12 protein-coding genes and 3 tRNA genes are annotated in these 15,766 nt (G+C 37.9%); 6 read left to right on the forward strand and 9 right to left on the reverse strand.

What is annotated here, in order from left to right; all coding sequences use genetic code 11:
* The first annotated feature begins 297 nt into the window (after nucleotides 1–297).
* The 5 genes from glnA (at nucleotide 298) to ACB088_RS03045 (ending at nucleotide 4,983) form a co-directional block, all read left to right on the forward strand.
* Entirely contained in the window at nucleotides 298–1,713 is a 1,416-nt protein-coding gene (gene glnA / locus ACB088_RS03025; protein ID WP_003650573.1) for a type I glutamate--ammonia ligase, read from the forward strand.
* A 126-nt stretch (nucleotides 1,714–1,839) separates the two neighbouring features.
* Nucleotides 1,840–2,349: a chorismate--pyruvate lyase family protein gene (locus ACB088_RS03030; protein ID WP_375037965.1), complete on the forward strand. Its 510-nt coding sequence runs from the start codon at nucleotides 1,840–1,842 to the stop codon at nucleotides 2,347–2,349.
* Nucleotides 2,346–3,224, forward strand: coding sequence for a 4-hydroxybenzoate octaprenyltransferase (gene ubiA, locus ACB088_RS03035; RefSeq protein WP_307011579.1), 879 nt, complete (start codon nucleotides 2,346–2,348; stop codon nucleotides 3,222–3,224). The genes ACB088_RS03030 and ubiA overlap by 4 nt, the downstream gene beginning before the upstream one ends.
* A gap of 114 nt (nucleotides 3,225–3,338) precedes the next feature.
* Nucleotides 3,339–4,676, forward strand: coding sequence for a lipase family protein (locus tag ACB088_RS03040; RefSeq protein ID WP_375037966.1), 1,338 nt, complete (start codon nucleotides 3,339–3,341; stop codon nucleotides 4,674–4,676).
* 106 nt (nucleotides 4,677–4,782) lie between these two features.
* Nucleotides 4,783–4,983, forward strand: a complete 201-nt coding sequence (locus ACB088_RS03045; protein WP_375037967.1) for a hypothetical protein — start codon at nucleotides 4,783–4,785, stop codon at nucleotides 4,981–4,983.
* Between the two features lie 10 nt (nucleotides 4,984–4,993).
* On the opposite strand, the gene ACB088_RS03050 is transcribed toward ACB088_RS03045, so the two are convergent.
* The 6 genes from ACB088_RS03050 to ACB088_RS03075 all read right to left on the reverse strand — a co-directional run bounded on the left by ACB088_RS03050 (nucleotide 4,994) and on the right by ACB088_RS03075 (nucleotide 7,587).
* Entirely contained in the window at nucleotides 4,994–5,437 is a 444-nt protein-coding gene (locus ACB088_RS03050; RefSeq protein WP_375037968.1) for a DUF2726 domain-containing protein, read from the reverse strand.
* A gap of 56 nt (nucleotides 5,438–5,493) precedes the next feature.
* A tRNA-Asn gene (locus ACB088_RS03055) sits at nucleotides 5,494–5,569 on the reverse strand.
* Between the two features lie 181 nt (nucleotides 5,570–5,750).
* Nucleotides 5,751–5,826 (reverse strand) — tRNA-Asn (locus tag ACB088_RS03060).
* A gap of 8 nt (nucleotides 5,827–5,834) precedes the next feature.
* Nucleotides 5,835–5,910, reverse strand: a tRNA-Asn gene (locus tag ACB088_RS03065).
* Nucleotides 5,911–6,056: 146 nt separating this feature from the next.
* Nucleotides 6,057–6,683 carry a superoxide dismutase gene (locus ACB088_RS03070; RefSeq protein WP_003650584.1) on the reverse strand — a complete coding sequence of 209 codons (627 nt, stop codon included), beginning with the start codon at nucleotides 6,681–6,683 and terminating at the stop codon, nucleotides 6,057–6,059.
* 145 nt (nucleotides 6,684–6,828) lie between these two features.
* Nucleotides 6,829–7,587, reverse strand: a complete 759-nt coding sequence (locus ACB088_RS03075) for a Nif3-like dinuclear metal center hexameric protein (RefSeq protein ID WP_375037970.1) — start codon at nucleotides 7,585–7,587, stop codon at nucleotides 6,829–6,831.
* A gap of 194 nt (nucleotides 7,588–7,781) precedes the next feature.
* Between ACB088_RS03075 and ACB088_RS03080 the strand changes: the two genes are divergently transcribed.
* A complete protein-coding gene (locus tag ACB088_RS03080; protein ID WP_004643516.1) occupies nucleotides 7,782–8,957 on the forward strand; it encodes a S1C family serine protease in 1,176 nt (391 codons plus the stop codon).
* A gap of 42 nt (nucleotides 8,958–8,999) precedes the next feature.
* Here the strand turns inward: ACB088_RS03080 and ACB088_RS03085 are convergent, their stop codons facing one another.
* The 3 genes from ACB088_RS03085 to ACB088_RS03095 all read right to left on the reverse strand — a co-directional run bounded on the left by ACB088_RS03085 (nucleotide 9,000) and on the right by ACB088_RS03095 (nucleotide 15,690).
* Nucleotides 9,000–10,238, reverse strand: a complete 1,239-nt coding sequence (locus ACB088_RS03085; RefSeq protein ID WP_375037971.1) for a multifunctional CCA addition/repair protein — start codon at nucleotides 10,236–10,238, stop codon at nucleotides 9,000–9,002.
* 91 nt (nucleotides 10,239–10,329) lie between these two features.
* Nucleotides 10,330–12,600, reverse strand: coding sequence for an NADP-dependent malic enzyme (locus tag ACB088_RS03090; protein ID WP_003650593.1), 2,271 nt, complete (start codon nucleotides 12,598–12,600; stop codon nucleotides 10,330–10,332).
* A gap of 237 nt (nucleotides 12,601–12,837) precedes the next feature.
* The gene (locus tag ACB088_RS03095; RefSeq protein WP_375037972.1) at nucleotides 12,838–15,690 is read right to left on the reverse strand and encodes a putative bifunctional diguanylate cyclase/phosphodiesterase; all 2,853 of its coding nucleotides are present in this window, start codon (nucleotides 15,688–15,690) and stop codon (nucleotides 12,838–12,840) included.
* Nucleotides 15,691–15,766 lie beyond the last annotated feature (76 nt).

The following is a 15,766-nucleotide window of genomic DNA, read 5'->3' on the forward strand; positions in this document are numbered from 1 at the left end:
ATGATCATGAATTACTGTTAGATATTGATGCGATAATTCATATTAGCGCAACAATTTTGCACTAAATTAGGGCGATTGCGAGCTATTCTTGTATGCCATAATTTGAAAATGTCTGAATATGGTGCATTTAACTATGCAAACAGTATAATGGGTTCAAGACAAGGGACCTAAATCATCGATAGTTATAAGCAATTCAATGTTTTAGGTAAGTCTGATAAAGTTGGTATGAGATTTGCTTAATATATACCAGCAATTAACACGCACTTAACAAGTGCAACAAAATTTCATTGGAGCAAAATGAGCATGGCGAACAAGGTCCTTCAACTCATACAAGAAAGTGGCGCAAAATGGGTCGATTTTCGCTTTACTGATACTAAGGGTAAAGAACAGCACGTAACTTACCCAGCTGATTCTATTGATGAAGATACTTTTGAAGACGGTAAAATGTTTGATGGTTCTTCAATCGCTGGTTGGAAAGGCATTGAAGCATCTGACATGATTTTACGTCCAGATGCAGAAACTGGTTTTGTTGACCCGTTCTTTGCTGAACCAACTGTAGTTGTGACTTGTGACGTTATTGAACCTTCAACTGGTCAAGGTTATGAGCGTGACCCACGTTCGATTGCTCGCCGTGCAGAAGAATACTTAAAATCTACAGGTATCGGTGATACTGCATTCTTTGGTCCAGAACCAGAATTCTTTGTATTTGATGAAGTGAAGTGGGACATCGATATGTCTGGCGCTCGTCATACATTGATCGCTGAAGAAGCCGCTTGGTCTACTGGTAAAGATTACGAGTCTGGTAACTCTGGTCACCGTCCACGTGTTAAAGGCGGTTACTTCCCAGTTCCTCCAGTTGATTCTTCACAAGATATGCGTGCAGAAATGTGTGCGAAAATTGAAGATATCATGGGCCCTGGTCGTGTAGAAGTACATCACCATGAAGTTGCTTCTTGCCAATTAGAAATTGGTGTGAGCTTCAATACACTTGTACGTAAAGCTGACGAAGTTCAACAATTCAAATATGCTGTTTGGAACGTTGCGCACCAATATGCAAAAACTGCAACCTTTATGCCTAAACCAATGGTAGGTGATAACGGTTCTGGTATGCACGTTCATATGTCTATCTCTAAAGATGGCAAGAACTTATTTGCTGGTGATGAATATGCAGGCCTTTCTGAAATGGCATTGTACTTCATCGGTGGTGTCATCAAGCACGCTCGTGCATTGAATGCGATCACAAACCCATCTACAAACTCATATAAGCGTTTGGTTCCTCACTTCGAAGCACCAATCATGCTTGCTTACTCAGCGCGTAACCGCTCTGCGTCTATCCGTATTCCATACGTTTCTAGCCCTAAAGGTAAGCGTATCGAAGCTCGTTTCCCAGACCCAATGATGAACCCGTACTTAGGTTTCGCTGCATTGTTAATGGCTGGTATCGACGGTATCCAAAACAAGATCCATCCGGGCGAAGCTGCTGATAAGAACTTGTATGATCTTCCTCCAGAAGAAGAAGCAAAAATCCCAACAGTTGCTCATAGCTTAGATATGGCTCTTGAAGCACTTCAAGCAGATCACGAATTCTTGTTAAAAGGCGGCGTGTTCACTAAAGAAATGCTTGATGCATACATCGAACTTAAAACTGAAGATGTACGTCGTCTTAACACGACTACTCACCCAGTTGAGTTTGATATGTACTACAGCTTGTAATACGTATTTTCATAAAAAAGCCTGCTTATGCAGGCTTTTTTATTGTTTAAAATGTTGATTGAATTCTCTACGTTTTTTATCAAAAAATTGGGTTAAACTAAGTGCGAGTTTTCATGTGAGCAGATTATGCGTAAACGGCAACCAGTACTTAAACAGGAAAAGACTTTAAATCCTGAGTTGAAAACATGGTTGTATGCGTCTGGTTCTCTGACTCAACAATTGACTGAACTTGGAGGTGGTCAATTCAGTGTAAAACCTTTTAAAGAACATTTTCAGCGTTTAACTTTTGCAGATAGCCAATGGATGAATATGCCTCATGCCCATACCTCATGGGTGCGCGAGACTTATTTATATGGCAGTGAGGCAGAACCTTGGGTTAAAGCAAAAAGTATTTTTCCTATTTTAAGCCTACAAAAAAAAGCCCGCATATTTCAGCACATTGGTTCTACACCGATTGGATTTTTTCTATTTCAAAGAACGACACCGCTTTGTGACCGCCGTGTCATTCATTTGCCAGAAGGGTGGACGCGACAAAGTTGCTATACTTGGCATGGGTGTAAATTTATAGTCCAAGAAACATTCTTACCAGCTTTTGAAGCTTTTCTACATCAGCAGCACGACAAGGAACTACTATGACGACTGCAACAGATACCACATGGCGTCAGCGTTTAGAAGCATACTATTATCTATGTCGATTTGATAAGCCAGTTGGAACAGAACTGGTTTTTTGGCCAACCATGTGGGCACTTTGGGTTGCTGCAGAAGGAACGCCACCATTGCATATTCTTTTGGCAATGGTATTGGGTACAATTTTTATGCGCGCTGCTGGTTGTGCCATTAATGACTTTGCTGATCGAAAAGTAGATGCACATGTTGAACGCACTAAAACACGTCCATTAGCAACTGGGGTAATTCGTCCGAGAGAAGCAATATATGTATTTTTAGCTTTAGTATTTGCTAGCGCTTGTACTTTGTTCTTTTTACCTATAGCGACATTCTATTGTGCACTAGCTGGATTAGTTTTAGCATTTATATATCCCTTCATGAAAAGATATACCCATTTACCACAAGTGGTTTTAGGTATGGCATTTTCTTGGGGAATTCCAATGTCATTTACTGCGATGGGTAAGCCGTTAGATATAACTTGCTGGCTTCTTTATTTTGGTAATCTAGCTTGGACAGTCGCTTATGACACTCAATACGCCATTACTGATCGTGAATATGATTTAAAGATTGGTGTGAAATCTACAGCAATTCTTTTTGGCCGATATGACATCCAGATTATTGCGCTTTTACAAGCAACCAGTCTTGTTTTGATTGGCTCGGCACTGTATTTAGAAAATATTCTATTTCCATGGGCGATCATTGCTTTGGTTGTTGTTGCATTCGATTTTATATATCAAACAATTAAAACCAAAGACCGCAACCCTCAAGTCTGTTTTTGGGCATTCCGTCACAATCGCTGGGTTGGATTAATCATTTTTCTGGGAATATTTTTAAATTTCATATAGTAAAAATGACCGTAAGGTTGAAAAGTGTTCTATGCAGAGCACTTTTTTTATGTCTTAATATTTGTGCATAAAAATATGCGGAATAAATAACACATAACATAAAAAGGATATTTTATGAAACGGTCAAAAATTGCTTTAGCTATAACGTTATCGGTTTCAACATTATTTCTTGCAGCATGTAATGACGATGATGATGACTATACTGGTGTGAACCCTGATAAAACATACATTTCTGAAAAAGCTTATTCTAAAGATAGTTTAGAGGGTGCTTCATCTATAAAAGTCATGACCTATAACATGGTCAATGTACAAGGTAAAACCGCAGAAGCAACCGCACTAGTAATGTTCCCTAAAATTGCTCAACCTAAAGATGGTTATCGTGTAGTTGTATGGGAACATGGCACTGTAGGCGTAGGGGATAGTTGTGCACCAAGTAATAATACGATTAATCCACGTTTCAAAATTTTAGCAGATACATTATTAGCAGCAGGATATGTAATTGTGGCTCCTGATTATGAAGGGCTCGGCACAAAAGGAATTCATCCTTACCTCAATTTGGCTAGTGAAGCTAAATCAGCATTAGCCGCTGTTAAGGCAGTGAAAGATCATTATGGTAGTCAGTTGAGTGGCGACTGGATGTCTGTAGGGCAATCGCAAGGAGGTCAGGCATCTATAGGTACTGCTGAATATGCAAATACAGATATAACATATAAAGGTGCGGTCGCAGGCGCACCTGCATCGAGCTTGGGTACAATTATTCTTGATGTGGCACCAAATGCATTAGCATTAATTGAGCAGCAAGAAATTGCGGGTAATATACCACTAGATAAACGAGTATCGGTTGATTCTTATGCGACCCTGCTAGCTTATGCCGCTTTAACGGGTGTGGGTATTAAAGCGTATGAACCACGTTTTGAGTATAGAGATCTTTTCCAAACTAGAACAAAGTCTTTAGCTGAATTTGCGGAAGGAAGTACTGGAGAAAATGGTTTATGTTTAGATAGTGCGGATCCGAGTCTTAGCCTGATTAATAAATTTAAAGATGATATTATTAAATTTATGATTGATAATCCTGATAAAAAAGTTATGGATTATCCAGGCCTCGATACTAATAATTTTAAAACAAATGAAACAGTTCAGAAGTTTTTGCTTGCAAGTCAGCCTGGAACAAAACGTTTAGATAAACCTGTATATATTGCTCAAGGTAAGCTTGATACGAATGTTCCTTATCCAATTACTCAAATGATGGTGGCTGGACTGGTAACTTTGGGTTCACCTAACATTAAACTAGATCTAGTAGAGAATGCGACACATACCCAAGCCATTGTTTGTAAAAATGCTGATATCTATCAATTTATACAAACGAATATGCCAGCTAAGACAAATGCGGTTGTAGACCCATCGATAATTGATGCAAGTGGAAAACAAGAATGTACTGGAGTAGCACAATAATTTTTTGTATTTAAAATATTCAAGTTAAAAGGGTCCTAAAGAGGGCCCTTTTTTTGTTATATTGTTACACACCTTAAAATCGATACCGTTTGAGTTTGAATCACTTATGAGCCAGTCACCTGTTGAAAAAAAATCTGTTCCTTGGTTATTAATGGGATTAGGTTTACTCATTCCTCTTTTTATTATTGGAATACTTTTCTTGGCTGCAAAGAGTGATGCTAAGACTAAAAAACAATATGAGCAGCAACGTTTAGAAATGGAAAAAAGAATAGCTGAAAAAGAAGCAGCAAGTTCTGAAAAGAAATAACAGCGGTTTTTTAATGAATATCCTTTTGTAGCTGACGTACCGTTGGAATATTTGTGTAACGTCTTACAATGTAACCTGCTTCTGTGAGCATTTGATCACGAATACGATCTTCTTCCGCTTTTTCAAGGTGAGAAGGGTCATCTAACTCAATAATGGCAATCACTTCCATCTTATCGTTAAGCACAACAAAGTCAGTAACTTTTCGGTTGAACTGACTACGAATTTTATAGTCCTTACTGGTAATTAAGGCGCTAAAAGCCACTTGTGCTAAAACATGATAACTTGGAAAACTTTGTTTTAAACGTATAAACATTTGAGTTTCAAAGTTGGTAATAACAGGACGAGCAAAGAATTTTTGTTTTGGAAATAAATAAGGACGTAAACAAATAGCAAGAAAGATGCAGGTGCTGATGCAACCTAAAACAATAAAAAATAAGTGACTCGATTCGAACATGTGAAGGCATCATACAAATAAAAACCCACTCATGATGAGTGGGTTTTTAAGAATCTTGGCTCTCCAACCTGGGCTCGAACCAGGGACCTGCGGATTAACAGTCCGTCGCTCTACCGACTGAGCTATTGGAGAATCTGGAAAAGGATTTTAGGCAGGAAAGGGGGCTGGGTCAAGTCTTAATAACGGAATTAGTGAGAATATCTAATCGTTTGGTTTAAAAATATTCGAAACATTGATTTTATTAAAAATAATAGAAAATTAGTAAATGATTGGATAAGAAAAAGCCCGCAATAGATGCGGGCTTTTATAATCTTGGCTCTCCCACCTGGGCTCGAACCAGGGACCTGCGGATTAACAGTCCGTCGCTCTACCGACTGAGCTATGGGAGATTAGTAGATGGCTCTCCAACCTGGGCTCGAACCAGGGACCTGCGGATTAACAGTCCGTCGCTCTACCGACTGAGCTATTGGAGAATCTGATGCGCATTTTATGGATGAAATCTAAAAGCGTCAATAAGAATATTAAAGAAAATGAATCGTTTGCTTGATTAATATTCTTTTAAGGTACTAAAAATAAAAAAACCACCCAAAATAGGGTGGTTTTTTATAAAGAAATAAAATTATTTCTCTACACCAGCTGGTTGACCTGCAAGTTTTGCATTCGCATAGTCCCAGTTCACAAGGCTTTCTAAGAAAGTTGCGATGTATTTAGGACGTAAGTTACGGAAATCGATGTAGTAAGCATGTTCCCATACGTCAATTGTTAATACAGCAATTTGACCATGTGCAAGTGGAGTGTCTGCATTAGAAGTTTTAGTAATAGATAATTTACCGTTTACTTCATCAGCAACTAACCAAGCCCAGCCTGAACCGAATTGAGTTGTTGCAGCAGCAGCAAATTCTTCTGCAAATTTTTCGTAGCTACCAAAAGCTTCTTCAATTTTAGCAGCGATTGCGCCAGTAGGCTTACCACCACCATTTGGCTTCATTGAATTCCAATAGAATGTATGGTTCCAAACTTGAGCAGCGTTATTGAAAATACCAGCTTTAGATGCATCACCAGCAGTTGCTTTGATGATTTCTTCTAAAGTTTTACCTTCAAGGTCAGTCCCTTTGATTAAGTTGTTTAAGTTAACAACATAGGTATTGTGGTGTTTATCGTGATGGTATTCTAAAGTTTCTTTACTAATATGTGGCGCTAAATCATCATAGCCATATGGAAGTGCAGGTAAAGTAATGGTTGTCATGTTCCTATTCCTTGCATTTGCTGGGTTATACAATTAAGTGGCTCTATTGTAAATGATTCTGTTCACAATAGGGCATCGTTTTAAAGAACTATACACAATAAAGATCTAATTAATACGCATAACACAGATTGAAAAAAAGACTTAATTAAATCGGATTATTCAATTCAAAATATTCGGCTCCAATTGCAAACTGCTTTGAAATTGCTTGTGCTAAACGTTGAACTCCATAACGTTCGGTTGCATGATGACCACACGCAAAATAGTGAACTCCTAATTCTTTTGCTTCATAGAAAGTTCGTTCACTGACTTCGCCTGAAATATAAGCATCGCAATTTTGCAAAGCCGCTTTAGCAATAAAATCTTGAGCACCGCCAGTACAGAAACCTACTTTTTGAATAGTTTTTTTCTCGGCGGGTAGATGAATCACTTTAAAATCAAAGCTATCTTGTAATTTTGCTTTAAACTCTTCAACAGAAACAGCTTGCTCTAAATATCCAATATTTCCAATTGGATGTTTTTCGGCTAAATCGAGTGGTTCTAAATGGTGTAAGCCCAATTTTTCTGCAATGGCTACATTGTTACCCAAACTTGGATGTGCATCTAAAGGTAGGTGGTAAGCCACGAGTGAAATATTATTTTGAATTAGTTTTTTAATGCGGTTGCCGCGCATCCCTGTAATTGGGTACGGTTCGCCTTTCCAAAAATAACCATGATGAACGAGTAATAGATCAGCATTCTGAGCAATAGCTGCATCAATCGCATCTTCGGAAGCAGTAACGGCACAAACGATACGTTTTACTTCAGTTGAACCTTCAATTTGCAGGCCATTTGGTGCGTAATCTTTAAATTCTGCTGCTTTTAAGGTTTGATCGCACCACTGAATAATTTCATGCAAATTCGCCATGATATTTCCTGAATTGAATAGTAAATAATTGCTAAAGCTATAGAAACATATTTTGTTGTGTAACTAAAGCTAGACAAATCTTTTTTGAGTTTTTTATGTATATCGCCATATTTAATTTAAAATGCTTAACTGAAAACTCTTTTTGTTCAATATATTAATTTAATTAAAAGCTTCTTTGCGTAGAGGATATGAACGTGCGCCGCACCTTTACATGGTTACCTTGGGTGTTACTTATTATTGTAATTGCCAGTTTTATTGCATGGCAAAAATACCATCAGCCGAAACCAACTGTTGCAGTTGATGGGGTGCAAATGCCTGCCGAAAAAGTTGAACCACTGGTTGATACTTCACGAGCGGGCGGGGTGGTGTCTTATAGTGCTGCGGTGAAAGTTGCAGCGCCGGCAGTTGTTAATATTTTTACGACCCAGAAAGTTAAACAAAATCATCCATTGTTAAGTGATCCAGTATTCCGCGAATTTTTTGGAAATCAGGTTCCTGAACAACAACAGCAAAATGAAAATAGTTTAGGCTCTGGGGTTATTGTTCGTGCTGATGGTTATATTCTTACCAATAATCATGTGATTGCTCAGGCCGACCAAATTGTAGTTGCATTACGTGACGGACGTCGTGCAGAAGCAACTATTGTTGGAACAGATCCTGATACGGATTTAGCCGTAATTAAAATCGATTTAGATAAATTACCCGTGTTGCCATTTAAGCTCAGCGGTAATGAAGTGGGTGATGTTGTCTTAGCGATTGGTAATCCATTTGGCGTAGGGCAAACGGTAACTCAAGGTATTATTTCTGCCACTGAGCGTTCTGATTTAGGCATCAATACCTATGAAGATTTCATTCAAACAGATGCTGCAATTAACCCAGGTAACTCAGGCGGAGCTTTAATTGATGTCGCTGGTAACCTAATTGGGGTAAATACCGCTATTTTCTCGCAGTCAGGCGGCTCTTTAGGTATTGGTTTCGCAATTCCAGCTAAAATTTGCCAACAAGTATTAAACTCGATTTTGAAAGATGGTCGTGTTGTACGTGGATGGTTGGGCATTAGTCTAGTACCGCCTACACAAGAAGATGTATTAGCACCAAAACAACAAATTGGTGTGGTCGTTGCTGATGTTTTGAAAAACGGTCCAGCAGCATCTGCGGGCATTAAAGTTGGTGATAAAATTATTCAGGTGAATAATGAATCAATTACCTCAGCTTCTCATTTGATTAATTACGTTGCATTACAAGCGCCTAATAGCGAAATTAATGTGGTGGTTGAGCGAGCTGGGAAGCAAGAAAACTTTGTGGTAGCAGTTGGAGAAAGAAAAAACCAAAATACTCAATCTCAATATATACCACTGCCTAAACAGTAAAAACAAAAAAGCCTCGTAATGAGGCTTTTTTATTGGCTTAAATTAAGAATGTGTGGGTGTTTGATGTTGATGTTTGAACTCAGTTAAAGCATCAATGCGACATTGAATTAACATTTCACCAATTTCAGCACCCTTAATGTTCTCGGGTAAGTCCTGAACTTTAATAGAGCGAACCACTTGCATCGCATCTAACATATACTGAGCTTGAGGATAAGGACGATCTTCTAAACCTAGTCTTCCTCTAGCATCACACTCACATGCCTGTACAAAAGCTTCCACTCTCTCAGGGCGACGTAATACATCTAAACGCTGTAATAAACGCCATACAGTTCCAGGTTTTAACGACATAATCTGATGGCATTTTAGATGTTCTTTACACACCGATAATGCCAACTGTCGAGTTTGTGTGGGAACTTTTAAACGTTCACATAATTCGGTAACTGGTTTCACTCCGCGTTCTTCATGCATGATATGGCGAGGAAGTTCATCTATAGGCGTTAATGCTTTACCCAAATCATGTACTAAAACTGCAAACCGAACATCAAGCGAATAGTTTGACTTACACGCTTGCTGTAAAGACATTAGGGTATGTATGCCGCAGTCTACTTCAGGATGATATTCTGGGCGTTGTGGTACACCAAACAATGCGTCAATTTCAGGAAAAAGATGTTTTAAGGCACCGCAATCCCGTAGTGTCTGAAAATAAATATCTGCATGATCTTCTAAAAGCGCACGCGAAGTTTCTTTCCACACACGTTCTGGTGTTAATGCATCGAGTTCACCTGATTCAGCCATCGTTTGCATTAGTTGTAAGGTTTCAGATGCAATATGAAAACCATATGAAGAATATCGAGCTGCAAAGCGTGCCACACGTAAAACACGTAAAGGATCTTCAGCAAAAGCTTCTGAAACATGTCGTAAGGTTTTATTTTCTAAATCAGTCTGACCACCATAGGGGTCATATATTTTGCCATCTTGATCCATTGCTATGGCATTGATGGTTAAATCACGGCGAATTAAATCTTCTTCTAAACTTACTGTGGTATCGGTAAAAAACTGGAAACCGTGATAGCCCTTACCGGACTTTCGCTCAGTACGTGCAAGTGCATATTCTTCTTTAGTTTTAGGATGAAGAAACACAGGAAAATCTTTGCCTACAGGTTGAAAACCTTGGGCGAGCATATGTTCAGGCGTTGCTCCGACCACAACATAATCTTTTTCTTGATAGGGATGCCCAAGTAGAGAATCTCGGACGGCACCGCCTACTAAATACACTTGCATGAAAAAACCTCTATTCTTCAAGCAATCATGCTACAGAATAGAGGTTTTCTCAAGTCATTAGACAGGCTTTTCGTAAAAAGCTCTTTCTAAATTACTTTTCTTGTTGTTGGATTTCCGCAACAGTTAAAGCAGTCATATTGATAAGACGACGAGTCGTTGCTGTCGGTGTCAAAATATGAACAGGTTTTGCTGCGCCAAGCAAAATTGGACCAATAGTAACGTTGTTACCAGAAGTCGCTTTCAACAAGTTAAATGAAATATTTGCTGCATCTAGGTTTGGCATAATGAGCAAGTTTGCAGAACCTTTAAAACGTGAACCAGGGAATGCAAATTGACGAATATTTTCGTCTAATGCTGCATCACCATGCATTTCACCTTCAACTTCAAGCTCAGGAGCTTGCTCAGATAAAATACGATAAACTTCACGCATTTTTTGAGCGCTTGAATCAGTTTGGTCACTACCAAAACTTGAGTGAGAAAGCAGTGCTACACGTGGAGTAATACCAAAACGACGTACTTCTTCAGCTGCCAAAATAGTCATTTCAGCAAGTTGTTCAGCAGTTGGGTTAGTGTTTACATAGGTATCTGCAATAAATAAATTACGATCTTCAAGCATTAATGCATTTAATGTGAAGAAGTTATTCATGCCTTCTTTAAGACCGATAACATTGCGTACAAAGTCAAGGTGAATGTTATAGCTACTGTAAGTACCACATAACATACCGTCTGCTTTACCGAATTTAACCAGTAGAGATGCAATTAAAGTTGAACGACGGCGAGCTTCACGTTGAGCATATTCAACAGTGATGCCTTTGCGTTGCATTGTTTGATAGTAGTCTTTCCAAAACTCTTCATACATCGGGTTTTGTTCTTGATCTACAATCTCAATATTTACGCCATGTTGTAAACGTAGGCCTAATTTTTTGATATTTGCTTCAATTACAGCCGTACGACCTACTAAAATTGGTTTAGCTAAATCTTCATCAACAGCAATTTGTACTGCACGTAATACGCGCTCGTCTTCACCTTCCGCATATGCAATACGCTTTGGATCAGCTTTTGCTTGAGCAAAAATTGGTTTCATCAAGAATGCAGAGTTATATACAAACTCAGACAATTTTTGACGATACACAGCGAAATCTTCGATAGGGCGAGTTGCTACACCTGAGTCCATTGCAGCTTTAGCAACAGCTGGTGCAATTTCTAAAATTAAACGTTGGTCAAGTGGGCGTGGAATTAAATAGTCACGACCAAATGAAGCAGATTTTTCACCATAAGTTGCTGCATCAGCTTCTACATGAGCCATACGCGCAATTGCATGTACACATGCAATTTTCATGTCTTCATTAATCGTAGTTGCACCAACATCAAGTGCACCACGGAAAATGTATGGGAAACATAATGCGTTGTTTACTTGGTTTGGATAGTCAGAACGACCAGTTGCCATAATGACGTCAGAGCGTACTTCATGTGCATGTTCAGGTAAAATTTCTGGATCTGGGTTTGCCAAAGCAAAAATAATAGGGTTCTCAGCCATCTGTTTCACCATTTCTTTGGTGAGAATACCAGCAGCAGAAAGACCCAAGAACATATCAGCGCCAGTCATTACTTCATGAAGCTGAGATGCTGTAATATCTTGAACATAACGTTTTTTAGATTCGTCTAAGCCTTCGCGAGAAGTCGTTAATAGACCACGAGAATCGGCAACAATAATATTTTCTTTTTTAGCACCAAGCGCACAAAGCAAGTCTAAACATGAAAGTGCTGCTGCACCTGCACCTGAAGCTACGATTTTGATTTCATCAATTTTCTTATTTACAAGTTGCAATGCATTGAGCAAAGCTGAACCTACAATAATACTTGTACCATGTTGATCGTCATGGAATACAGGAATTTTCATGCGTTCACGAAGTTTCTTTTCGATATAGAAACATTCTGGCGCTTTAATATCTTCGAGGTTGATACCACCGAAAGTTGGTTCAAGAGAGGCAACAATATCCACGATTTTATCTGGATCGTTTTCTGCAATTTCGATGTCAAATACGTCAACACCAGCAAACTTCTTGAAGAGAACGCCTTTACCTTCCATTACAGGTTTAGAAGCCAATGGACCAATATTACCTAAACCAAGAACAGCAGTACCGTTAGTGACTACAGCAACCAAGTTTCCGCGTGCTGTATATTTAGCAGCAGTTGAAGGATCACGTTCAATCTCTAAACATGGCGCAGCAACTCCGGGTGAGTAGGCTAAAGCCAAATCTCGTTGGTTGACAAGTTGCTTACTTGGGGTGACGCTGATTTTCCCTGGGTTTGGATATTCATGGTAATTTAAAGCGGCCTGTTTTAAAGATTGATCGTCCATCTGAGTCTCTATTTGATACAAAAAAGCAAACTAGTCAAATCACTCATTCAGGGGAAGGCAACTCGGTTCTTTTACTATGCTTTAATTTTTACCAATTAAGAGAATAGTAGACGAATTGCCAATAGCCCTGTAGTGAGCTAAATGCTAAAGAATATAACACTACTTCTTTATTTCTCACAGTCAAAAACGCTCATTTTTGGAAAAAGCAGCGTATGTAAAAATAGACTGTGAGAACTATTAAGAAATAGGCGAATTTGTTTGTAGATAAGGGATAATCTGCTCAGCCGGGATAGGACGACTAAAGAAATAGCCTTGTAAAAAATCACATTGCTGTTTTTGTAGATAGGCAACTTGTTCCTCTGTTTCTACACCTTCGGCAACCAGTTTAAGCCCCATACTTTTACCCATCGCAATCATGGCATTTACAATGGCTTCTTGTTTGTGATCACCAATTTTAGAAATAAATGCACGGTCAATTTTTAATACATCAATTGGGTATTCTGTCAGATACGCTAAAGATGAATAGCCTGTACCAAAGTCATCTAGAGCAATTGAAATATCTCGTTGTTTTATTGCATGCAACAGAGTTTTTACGTTATCAGTATTGTCCAAGAGGGCTGACTCAGTAATCTCAAGTTCGAGATCTGAACCTTGAATATGATATTTCTGCAAAATTTCATCAATATCATTGAGTAATAAGCCTCGATGTATTTGCTGGGCAACAATATTCACTGAAACTTGAATGTTTGTGTAGCCTTGGCTTTTCCATTCTTGTAATTGTTTTCCAACTTTATCTAAAACGACTTTACCAATATCCGAAATCAGGCTACTGCGCTCAGCAAATGGTATAAACATATTTGGCATGACTAATCCTTTTTCGGGATGTTGCCAGCGAATTAATGCTTCAAAACCAATAACTGAATGATCGAGTAGACTAATTTTTGGTTGGTAATAAACTACAAATTCATCATTTTGAATGGCTTTACGTAACTCTTGTTCTAAATCGGCAGATTTATATGAATGAGTTGTTTGATTGCAATAGTAAGAAATGGTATTGCCTCCTAAGCGTTTTGCTTCTGAAAGTGCTTGTTCTGCATGATTGTTTAGATGATCAATTTGTCGTCCATGCTCAGGAAAGCATGCTACGCCAATAGATGCCGTAATAAAATATTCTTGATTATCAATATAAAAAGGGGCATTGAGTGCCTGCAAAATATTTTGGCAATATTGCTCAATATTTGGATGAATTGGAGAAATTTCATAAATGATTGCAAAATCGTCACTATTTAAATAGGCAACCAAAATTGCATTAATATTGATTAAGCGTAACCGTTGTGCAAACTGTTTAAGAAGTTCATCACCACTATCATTATTTAAAAATTCATTAAAAGCGCGAAAACGGTCAATATTTACTCTTATTAAGGCTAGATTTTTAATGTTATATGATGGATTTACAAGGTATTGATGAAGTTGGTTGTAATAGTAAAGACGATTAGGCAAGTGAGTAAGACTATCGTAATTTTTTAAGTAAGATAGATGTTGTTCCTGACGTTTTTGCTCAGAGAGGTCTCGTGCAAATCCAATATAATTTGTAATTTGATTGAACTCATCTTTGACCACATTGATGTGTAACCACAAATATACGCTTTTGCCAGAACTAAACTTTTCGTCAAATTGGCCCATATATTCTCCGGTTTCGAGGAGCTGTTGGGTAATTGAGCTATGAAATTGTTGTTGGAGTTCTTTTTGATTAATTGTAATGCTAAATAACTCTTTATTTAGGAGTTCTGTTTTAGAAAATCCAGTTAGTTTCTCATAGTAAGGGTTAATATCAATATAGTTCAGGTGTTCATCTAAAATAAATATGCCTTCTGCAGCTTGCCCAAGCACAATTGCCGAGAGTCTTAAGTGTTCTTGATCTTTTTTCTCTTGATGTATATCTCGGGTCATACCAACCATACGAAGCGCTTTTTGTGTTTTGGGATCTCTTGTAATGACACGACCTACATCTTGAATCCATCGCCATGAACCATCTTGACGTAAGATTCTGAAATTGATATTAAAATGATCTGTAATTCCTTCCAAATGTTGTTTCAAGCGCTCGTCAAAAAGTTTTTTATCGCTCGGATGTATGCGGTCTAAAATGCTATTGAGATAAATAATGGTCGTTTGAGTTTGTTTTTGTTGATCGAAAAAAGTAATTTCTAGTTTTTGATTTTCAATATCCCAGTCCCATGGCCGAATGCCAGCCGTTTCATGTGCAAAAGCTAAATTGTAGTGATGGCTTTCGAGTTGCTCATTCATTTTTGTGAGATCGTAAGTGCGTTCACGTACCTTTTGCTCAAGTAAATGATTATTAAATTGGAGCTGGGCTTCAATATCTTTCGATTTATTCACTTCTTGTTGAAGCTGGACACATAACTCTTCAGCCCATTGGGTATGTTGATCAGAAACTTGAACGAGCTGTTTATTTTTTAATAATAGTTTAGAAATCTTTTGATAGTTACGTTGAGTTGCGTATGCGCAGAGTACTGTAGCCACGAAAGTTAAATTATAGGCAAAATAAAAAGGTAGCTGAGTAATGGGCGTATGCGTAAATTGAGCGATCAATAGGGGTGATGTACTTGGAATAAATAAAAGATAAAAGTATCGAGGTTGTTGCGTTAAAAAAGTAAGGCCAATGATATGAGCAGAAGTGATAAACAAGGCAATTAAAATATGAGCATCTGGTAGTGAAACCAACTCTGGTGGAAGATAAAAATGAATAATTGTAACGTTTATCCCAATTAAGATTCCTGAAATAAAACAAATACTTTGTAAGATAAGATCAGCTTTTTTAATAAAATTAATAGTGCGGTAGTAAGTTAAAATATTTGGAACAAATAATAGGCAAGTAAAAGATGCAATAGTAAGGCCAAGAGACCAGCTAAATGTTGTTATTGAAGATGAAAAATAATAAGAAAAAATAGCATATGAGATCAGACATAGCAGTATTAAGCTAATCAAATACCAACGTATATATTGAATTGAAAGTTTTAGCTGCTCAATTTTTGTTTGATGCTGTAAATATTCTTCCTGAAGCCCGGACATAAGATTTTTCTATCCTATTTTTTTTACATATATACAGAAAGAATCTGATTTATCAGTGATAAAGAATTTGAAATTT

It is taken from the genome of Acinetobacter sp. RW6 (assembly GCF_041956835.1).
Lineage (GTDB): Bacteria > Pseudomonadota > Gammaproteobacteria > Pseudomonadales > Moraxellaceae > Acinetobacter > Acinetobacter calcoaceticus.